The organism is Paracoccus acridae (genome assembly GCF_014642735.1).
In the GTDB taxonomy this organism is placed as follows: Bacteria; Pseudomonadota; Alphaproteobacteria; order Rhodobacterales; family Rhodobacteraceae; genus Paracoccus; species Paracoccus acridae.
The window spans coordinates 1-8,353 of record NZ_BMIV01000040.1; the positions used below are offsets into that span (position 1 = coordinate 1).

At 66.4% G+C, this 8,353-nt stretch carries 10 protein-coding genes and 1 pseudogene; 9 read left to right on the top strand and 2 right to left on the bottom strand.

Annotation, left to right across the window (positions count from 1 at the left end; translation table 11 throughout):
* Positions 1-105, bottom strand: a 105-nt coding sequence (locus tag IEX25_RS19170) for a GTP-binding protein (RefSeq protein WP_188716923.1), incomplete at its 3' end; no start/stop codon positions are given.
* A 220-nt stretch (positions 106-325) separates the two neighbouring features.
* Here IEX25_RS19170 and IEX25_RS19175 point away from each other — a divergent pair.
* From IEX25_RS19175 to IEX25_RS19190, 4 genes are all read left to right on the top strand, one after another.
* Positions 326-1,249, top strand: a complete 924-nt coding sequence (locus tag IEX25_RS19175) for a tellurite resistance TerB family protein (protein ID WP_103174954.1) — start codon at positions 326-328, stop codon at positions 1,247-1,249.
* 141 nt (positions 1,250-1,390) lie between these two features.
* Complete coding sequence (locus IEX25_RS19180) at positions 1,391-1,858, top strand: c-type cytochrome (protein WP_103174955.1); 468 nt, start codon at positions 1,391-1,393, stop codon at positions 1,856-1,858.
* Positions 1,858-2,442 carry a cytochrome b/b6 domain-containing protein gene (locus IEX25_RS19185; RefSeq protein WP_103174956.1) on the top strand — a complete coding sequence of 195 codons (585 nt, stop codon included), beginning with the start codon at positions 1,858-1,860 and terminating at the stop codon, positions 2,440-2,442. The genes IEX25_RS19180 and IEX25_RS19185 overlap by 1 nt, the downstream gene beginning before the upstream one ends.
* Before the next feature lie 53 nt (positions 2,443-2,495).
* A complete protein-coding gene (locus IEX25_RS19190; RefSeq protein ID WP_188717301.1) occupies positions 2,496-3,395 on the top strand; it encodes an SDR family oxidoreductase in 900 nt (299 codons plus the stop codon).
* Positions 3,396-3,642: 247 nt separating this feature from the next.
* On the opposite strand, the gene parC is transcribed toward IEX25_RS19190, so the two are convergent.
* A complete protein-coding gene (gene parC / locus IEX25_RS19195; protein ID WP_103174958.1) occupies positions 3,643-5,895 on the bottom strand; it encodes a DNA topoisomerase IV subunit A in 2,253 nt (750 codons plus the stop codon).
* Between the two features lie 122 nt (positions 5,896-6,017).
* Here parC and IEX25_RS19200 point away from each other — a divergent pair, with 122 nt between their 5' ends.
* From IEX25_RS19200 to IEX25_RS19220, 5 genes and pseudogenes are all read left to right on the top strand, one after another.
* Positions 6,018-6,509 (top strand): SH3 domain-containing protein, encoded by a 492-nt coding sequence (locus IEX25_RS19200; RefSeq protein WP_103174959.1) that lies wholly within the window; start codon positions 6,018-6,020, stop codon positions 6,507-6,509.
* On the top strand, positions 6,506-7,324 hold the full coding sequence (locus tag IEX25_RS19205) for an SDR family NAD(P)-dependent oxidoreductase (protein WP_103174960.1): 819 nt from the start codon (positions 6,506-6,508) through the stop codon (positions 7,322-7,324). The genes IEX25_RS19200 and IEX25_RS19205 overlap by 4 nt, the downstream gene beginning before the upstream one ends.
* A gap of 26 nt (positions 7,325-7,350) precedes the next feature.
* The gene (locus IEX25_RS19210; RefSeq protein ID WP_103174962.1) at positions 7,351-7,554 is read left to right on the top strand and encodes a twin transmembrane helix small protein; all 204 of its coding nucleotides are present in this window, start codon (positions 7,351-7,353) and stop codon (positions 7,552-7,554) included.
* On the top strand, positions 7,554-8,132 hold the full coding sequence (locus tag IEX25_RS19215) for a cob(I)yrinic acid a,c-diamide adenosyltransferase (protein ID WP_103174961.1): 579 nt from the start codon (positions 7,554-7,556) through the stop codon (positions 8,130-8,132). The genes IEX25_RS19210 and IEX25_RS19215 overlap by 1 nt, the downstream gene beginning before the upstream one ends.
* A 117-nt stretch (positions 8,133-8,249) precedes the next feature.
* Positions 8,250-8,353: pseudogene (locus IEX25_RS19220) on the top strand (electron transfer flavoprotein subunit beta/FixA family protein); the annotation flags it as partial.

The following is an 8,353-nucleotide window of genomic DNA, read 5'->3' on the forward strand; positions in this document are numbered from 1 at the left end:
ATACCGCGTGATCGCAGCCGTCAGCGTCGTCTTGCCGTGGTCGACGTGGCCGATCGTGCCAATGTTGACGTGCGGTTTCGTCCGTTCAAACTTTGCCTTTGCCATGATGGCCTCCTGATCGCGGGGCATGGCGAAGACGGCCCCGAATTGACGTGCGCCGCGATGTATAAGCCGGCTTGGGAAAAATCAAGGGCGCCCGGACGTCCGGCGGACCCGCCAGGCAGGCGTCCCGGTTGCCCGGTGGAACCATTCCGGGCACAGTTCTGTTCGGGGGCGAACCAGGGGTGCCCCAAGTCTCGACACCCCGCATAGGAGGATGGATTCGATGAGCCTGATGAAAACCCTGGGCCGCGTCGCGGCCGGTGTTGTTCTTGCCAAGGGTCTGGGCGCGGCCATGCAGCAGCGCCAGCAGGGCCGCCCGGGGCAGATCCCGCAGAACCGCGAACAGGGCGGGCTGCTGGGCGATCTGTTCGGAAACAACACGCAGGCGGGCGCGGGCGGCAGCCTGAACGACATGCTGGGCCAGGTCCTGGGTGGCGGGCGCCCGGGCAGCGGGTCGCGCTATGGCGGGCCGCAGTCGCGGGGCGCGTCGGGCGGGCTTGGCGGGTTGCTGGACGGCCTGACCAACAAGGCCCGGACCGGAAGCGGCGGCAGCGGCGGCCTGGGCGACCTGTTGGGCCAGCTTGGCGGCGGCCCCAAGACCCGCAGCGCGGGCGCCGGCGGCGGCCTTGGCGATCTTCTGGGCGGGCTTCTGGGCGGCGCGGCGGCGGGCGGCGTCGCGGGCGGCCTGGCACGCAAGGATTCGCAGCCCACCAATGATGCGAGCTTCGGCGAGCTGTTCAACGATGCCGTGGTCAAGCAGGACGAACCCGAGGTCGCGCCCACCCCGGAACAGAACGCCGTGGCCGGCCTGATGCTGCGCGCCATGATCCAGGCCGCCAAGTCCGACGGCACCATCGACGAGGCCGAAAAGCAGCGCCTGCTGGGCAAGCTGGGCGACGACCTGGACGATGATGAACGCCAGTTCATCCGCGAACAGATGGCCGCCCCCGTGGACCCCGAAGCCTTGGCCCGCGAGGTGCCGAAGGGACTGGAATCCCAGGTTTATCTGATGTCGGTCCTGGCCATCGACCTGGATCACGAGGATGAAGCCCGCTATCTGGACCGGCTGGCCCGCGCGCTGAACCTTGACCGAGCCGCGGTCAACGACATCCACCAGGACGTCGGCGTCGCGAAGCTTTACTCGTGACCCTTGCGGCAGCCCCTTCGGGGGCTGTTTTCGCATCTGCGCATTGCCCTTCGGTCTGATTGATCCAGACGTTTGATTCTGCCACTCTTTTCCCTGGAAGTCGCGTCACCATCACAGCCAGTCCTTGCAAGGAGCCAGCCCATGACCCCCGTCAAAGCAGTTGTCCTCACCCTTTGCCTTGCCCTTCCCGGCCTTGCCCTTGGGCAATCCGCCGATGATGCGGCCGAAGATGCGATCGAGGCACGCCACGGCTTCATGAAGATGCTGGGCATCAACATGGGCCAGCTTTCGGGCATGGCGAAAGGCGAAATCCCCTATGACGAGGCTGCTGCGTCGCGAGCGACGGCCAATATCGTGGCGCTGACGCAATATGACGCGCCCGCGCTGTTCGTCGAAGGCACCTCCTCGGAAGAAAACGACGATTCCGACGCCCTGCCCGCGATCTGGGAAAAGCCCGACGATTTCCGCGCCAAGTTCGCCGGCCTTGCGGAAGCCGCGGCAGGCAGCCCCGAGGCCGTGCAGGGCGGCCAGGACAATCTGGGCCCGGTGCTGCAGAAGATCGGCGGGGCCTGCAAGGCCTGCCACGACGATTACCGCAAGGCAGACTGATGCCGAACGCCCCGGCGCAGCGCGAACGGATCTGGGATCCGGCGCTGCGCGTCTTCCACTGGTCCCTGGCCCTGCTGGTCGTTGCGAACTGGCTGCTGGGCAAGATCGGCCCGTCGGACATGACGCTGCATTTCTGGCTGGGCTATGGCGTCATCGCCCTGCTGGTCTTCCGGTTGGTCTGGGGTTTTGCCGGTCCGCCGGCCGCGCGATTCACCCGCTTCATCCAGGGACCGCGCGCCGTGCTGGGCTATGCCCGTGAAATGATCCGTCCCCATCCAAGTCATTGGCCCGGCCACAGTCCGGTCGGGGCCCTTGCGGTGGTTGCGATGCTGGCGGTGCTGATCCTGCAAACGGCGACAGGGCTGTTCGCGGATCCCGACGATTATATCAATGTCGGACCTCTTGCCTCAACGGTCAGTTCGGACATGTCGCGGACGGCGCTGCGGTGGCATCATCGCGGCGCGGATCTGATCCTGGTCCTGGTGCTGCTGCATTGGGGGGCCATCGTCTTCTATCGCTTCTGGAAGCGCGAGGATCTGGTCCGGCCCATGGTCACCGGCTGGAAATGGGTGCGGCGGCGCTAAGGGGAACCCGCGCAGCCGCCGCTTGTTGGACAGGGCAACCGAAAGGAACCCCCATGTCCAGCGAACACCCCTTCCGCAGCGGCGCGATCAGCGACCCACGCCTGCCCGAACCCGATTTTCCCAGGCAGGAACAGCCTGCCCCCGGCCTTGCCTGCCGCATGGATCCCCTGCCCGATCACGGAGAGACCAGCTATCGCGGCACAGGCCGGTTGAAGGGCAAGCGCGCCCTGATCACGGGCGGGGACAGCGGCATCGGCGCGGCGGCCGCCATAGCCTATGCCCGCGAAGGGGCGGATGTCGCCATCAACCACCTGCCCGAGGAACAGGAGGACGCCGACAAGGTCATCGCCCTCATCAAGGCCGAGGGCCGCAACGCGATCTCCATCCCCGGCGACCTGAAGGACGAGGAGTTCTGCAAGTTCCTGGTCAGCCAGGCGGTCCAGGGTCTTGGCGGGCTGGACATCCTGGTCAACAACGCCGGCCGCCAGCAGTTCTGCGAAAAGCTGGAGGATCTGACCACCGAGTCGTTCGACGCCACGATGAAGACGAATGTCTATGCGCCGTTCTGGGTCACGCGCGCGGCCCTGCCGCATCTGGAACCGGGCGCATCGATCATCATCACCTCCTCGGTACAGGCCTTCTCTCCGTCGGACATCCTGTTCGACTATGCGCAGACCAAGGCCGCCAATGTCGCCTTCGCGCAGTCCCTGGCCAAGCAGCTTGCCCCGCGCGGCATCCGCGTGAACGCCGTCTGCCCCGGTCCTTACTGGACCGCCCTGCAGGTCTCGGGTGGGCAACCCACCCAGAAGGCGGCAGAACACGGCAAGAACCAACCCCTGGGCCGCCCCGGCCAACCAGTCGAGATCGCGCCGATCTATGTGCTGCTGGCCTCGGACGAGGCAAGCTATATCACCGGCGAATATTTCGGATCGGTCGGCGGCAGCGGTCTTTAAGAAAAAATTCTTGCCTCCGGCGGGGATATTTTAACCAGAATGAAAGAATCTCCAGGGCATAACCGAATCACGGTACAGGCGGGGACGCCGATGACCGTCCAGAGTGAAAGCCCCCTGCCGGTCCGCATCATGCCGGCGCGGCAGGGGGCCGCCCCTTCATTCTGGTCCCAAATATCCTGGGGAGTCCGCCAGGGGCGGACGGGGCGAAGCCCCCGGAAAGATGGCGTCGAAGGGCGCCAGCCCTTCGTCAGTTGAACCTGTTGTCCCGCGGAAATCCGCGCGGTGCCATGCTGCCGGCGGTGGCGCGTTTTCCAAGCCAGTTCGACAGGTCCGGTTCGGTCCGCGTGCGCCCGCCGCTTTCCTGCCAGCGAAGACCATCCGCCAGGGTGATGAAGGCCGCATCCGACAAGGTGTCATCTGCCACCAGCCCGCCGCCGCTGCGGTATTTCTGCAGGCGAACACCCTTGCCGCGCGACATCTCGGGCAGTTCCGACAAGGGAAACACCAGCATCTTGCGGTTCGTGCCGACGACCGCGACATGATCGCCGCTGACCGGGCGGCACAGCAGCGCCTCGCCGTTCAGAACCTGCTTGCCCGTCTTGGTCTGCGCCAGAATGTCGCCCGCCGCGACGATGAAGCCGTCCCCCGACTTCGACGCCACCAGATATTTCTGATCCTCGCGCCAGGGGAACATCGCGATCACCTCGGCCTCGTTGGGCAGGTCGAACATCAGGCGCAGCGGCTCGCCCATGCCGCGCCCGCCGGGAAGGCTGTTGGCCGGCAGCGTATAGAAACGACCGTTCGAGGCGAAGATCATCAGCTTGTCGGTGGTTTCCGCATGGATCGCCAGGCCGGGGCCGTCGCCGTCCTTGAACTTGTTCTCGGCGTCCAGCGGCTGGTGCCCCTTCATGGCGCGGATCCAACCCATCTTCGACAGGATCACCGTCAGCGGCTCGCGCTCGATCATGGCGTCCATGTCCAGGGGCGCGACGTCCTGCGCTTCGGCGATCTGGGTGCGGCGCTGGCCTTCGGGGCGCGACTTGCCGAACAGGTTGCGCACCTCTTTCAACTGGTCGCTGACGCGTGCCCATTGCGCGCCTTCGTCGGCCAGCATCGCCTCCAAGCCCTGCCGTTCCTCTTGCAAGGCGTCGCGTTCGGCACGAAGCTCGATCTCCTCCAGCTTGCGCAGGGCGCGCAGGCGCATGTTCAGGATCGCCTCGACCTGCACCTCGGTCAGGGCGAATTCGGCGATCATCACCGCTTTCGGATCGTCCTCGTTGCGGATGATCTCGATCACTCGGTCGAGGTTCAGATAGGCGATCAGATAGCCTTCCAGCACCTCCAGCCGGGCGGCGATCTTGTCCAGGCGGTGGGTGGCGCGACGGACCAGCACGTCGCGGCGGTGGTCCAGGAAGGCGCGCAACACCTCCTTGAGCGAGCAGACCTTGGGCACGCGGCCGTCGATCAGCACGTTCATGTTCATGTTGAAGCGGATTTCCAGATCGCTCACGCGGAACAGCGCGCCCATCAGCTGTTCGGGATCGACCGTGCGGGCCTTGGGTTCCAGCACGATGCGGATGTCCTCGGCGGATTCGTCGCGGACATCGGCCAGGATCGGGATCTTGCGGGTCTGGATCAGTTCGGCCAGACGCTCGATCAGCTTGGATTTCTGGACCTGATAGGGAATTTCGGTCACGACGACCTGCCACTGGCCCCGGCCCAGATCCTCGACCATCCAGCGGGCGCGGACGCGGAAGGCGCCGCGGCCGGTGCGATAGATCTGGGCGATGGTCTCGCGGTTTTCCACGATGACGCCTCCGGTCGGGAAATCCGGCCCTTGCAGGATGCCCGCCAGCGTGTCGTCGCGCGCTTCGGGCGTCTTGATCAGATGCAGGCAGGCGTCGATCACCTCGTGCAGGTTGTGGGGCGGGATGTTCGTGGCCATGCCCACCGCAATGCCCGAGGCGCCATTGGCCAGCAGGTTCGGGAAGGCGGCGGGCAGCACGATCGGCTCGGTCAGGGTGCCGTCATAGTTCGGCCGGAAATCGACCGCGTTCTCGGCCAGCCCGTCCATCAGGCTTTCGGATGTCTGCGCCAGCCGCGCCTCGGTGTATCGGGCCGCTGCCGGGTTGTCGCCGTCGATGTTGCCGAAGTTCCCCTGCCCGTCCACCAGCGGATAGCGCATGGCGAAATCCTGGGCCAGGCGCGCCATGGCGTCATAGATCGCGGCATCCCCATGCGGGTGATAGTTGCCCATCACGTCGCCGGTGATCTTGGCCGACTTGCGGAACGCCCCGTTCGGCGCCAGCCGCAATTCGCGCATCGCGTAAAGGATGCGGCGATGCACCGGCTTCAGCCCGTCGCGCGCATCGGGCAGCGCCCGGTGCATGATCGTTGACAGGGCATAGGTCAGATACCGCTCACCGATGGCACGGCTGAGGGGTTCGGAATAGGTGTTGTCTTCGGGATCGACGGGGGGTTCGGGGGGCAGGCTGGACATGCGGCATCAGATAGGGCGCGAAGCCCGTGCGGTCCAGCATGAATCGCGGAACGGGGGCAAGGGCGTTGGCGTTGCCCGGCATCATAGGTTAACAAGATCCCGAAGGGTCGGCGGGGGCAAGGATGATCAGACTGGGCGCGCTGCTGCTGGCGACCTTGGCGGGCCTGTTCCTGGTCCTGACCATCTGGGGCGACGGCAATCCCCGCGCCGCAAACCGGCCGATCCCGGAAGTCCAGCCCGCAGCCCAGGATGCCGAAGCCCGGGCCTTGGCCGTGCCCGAACCGCAGATCGCGCCCGCTGCCGTCATCCAGGCCGAATCGCAGACCCCGGAACAGGTGCAGCGCTTCCCAGGCCCGGCGCTTCGTCCTTCGCCCGAACATGCCGGCGAAACCCCGGCCGCGGAACTGCCCGAAGGACCGGTGCTGTATGTGACCGGGGATCGGGTCAACATGCGGGCCGGGCCATCGACCGGCGACAGGGTCGTCGCCTCGCTGACGCGGGGCACGGCGGTCCAGCCGCTTGGCCCGCAGGATGCGGAATGGGTCAACATCCGCGATGCGGATGGCCGCACGGGCTATGTCGCGGGGCGCTTCCTGTCGGCCACGGCCCCATGACGGGACGCGTCCTGATCACCGGCTGTTCGTCGGGCATCGGCCTGGACGCCGCACGGCGGATGCAGGCCATCGGCTGGCAGGTCGTCGCCACCTGCCGAAAGCCCGAAGACATCGCCGCCCGCCAGGCCGAGGGGATGGAGTGCCATCCCCTGGAACTGTCCGATCCCGACAGCGTGGCCCGGCTGGCCGATCGGGTGCTAGCCGGCGGCCCGCTGGACGCGCTTGTCAACAACGCGGCCTTCGCCCTGCCCGGCGCGGTCGAGGACATGCCGCGCGGCGCCCTGCGCGCGATCTTCGAGGCGAACCTGTTCGGCACCCATGACCTGACCGTCCGCCTGATCCCGCATTTCCGGCAGAACGGCGGGCGGATCGTCAACATCAGTTCGGTCCTGGGGCTGATCGGCATCCGCTGGCGCGGCCCCTATGTGGCGACGAAATTCGCGCTGGAAGGTCTGACCGACGTCCTGCGGCTGGAGATGGCAGGCACCCCCGTCAAGGTCATCCTGATCGAGCCGGGCCCGATCGCCAGCCGTATCCGCGTGAACGCCATTCCGCATTTCGAACGATGGGTGAACTGGCAGAACAGCGCCCGCGCCGGGGAATACCGCGAAACCCTGCTGAAGCGGCTTTACGAGCCATCCGGCAAGGACCGGTTCGAGCTGCCGCCATCGGCCGTCAGCGACCGCATCGTCCATGCCCTGACGGCGGTGCGGCCCCGACCCCGCTATTACGTCACGACGCCGACCTGGATTTCCGGCACGGCGCGACGGCTTCTTCCCACGCGCGCACTGGACTGGTTCGCGCGCCAGGGCTAGGGTTCCGGCCAATGAAAGGCGGCAGCATGACCGACAGTCCCCTGTTCTATGTGATTGCGATTGCAATGCTGGCGGTGCTGGCGATCCTGGCCACGGGGATCGGCGGCTTCGCCAAGGGCGGCGAATTCAACCGCAAGCACGGCAACCGGATGATGCGGTGGCGGCTTGTCGCGCAGGCGGTGACCGTGGCGCTGATCATGCTGTTTGTCTGGCTTGGTGGGGGTCGCTGATGGTCGTCCTGAACCGCATCTATACCCGCACGGGCGACAAGGGGGACACGGCGCTGTCGGACGGCAGCCGCGTCGCCAAGCACGATCCGCGGGTCGAGGCCTATGGCACCGTGGACGAACTGAACGCCACCCTCGGCCTTTGCCGCCTTCATGCGACGGGCGACCTGGCCGAACGGATCGCGGTGATCCAGAATGATTTGTTCGACCTGGGTGCCGATCTGGCGCGGCCGAACATGGCCGCCGACGACCAGGCGGGGTATCCTGTCCTGCGCATGATCGACGCCCAGGTGACGCGGCTGGAATCCGAAATCGACGCCATGAACGCCAACCTGAACCCGCTGCGCAGCTTCATCCTGCCGGGCGGTTCGGTCCTGGCCGCGCATCTGCACCTGTCGCGCACCGTGGCCCGCCGGGCCGAACGCCGGGCGACCGATCTGGCGACGGGGGGCGACGTGAACGGGGCGGCGGTGCGCTATCTCAACCGCCTGTCCGACTGGCTGTTCGTCGCGGCCCGTGTCGCCAACAGCGGCGGGGCCGACGATATCCTGTGGGTGCCGGGGGCAAGCCGCCAGGCCTGACAGCAATGTCGGATGCTGGCGCAAACGCTGCGTCGGTGGACGCTTTTATGTTGTAAAGCGCGCCGATCCGTCGGTAACACTGCCCCCGACAAGCAGATACGAAGGGGAGAACGACCCATGAAGATCCTGGTCCCGGTGAAGCGGGTGATAGACTACAACGTGAAGGCCCGGGTTCGTGCGGACGGGTCTGGGGTTGATCTGGCGAATGTGAAGATGTCGAT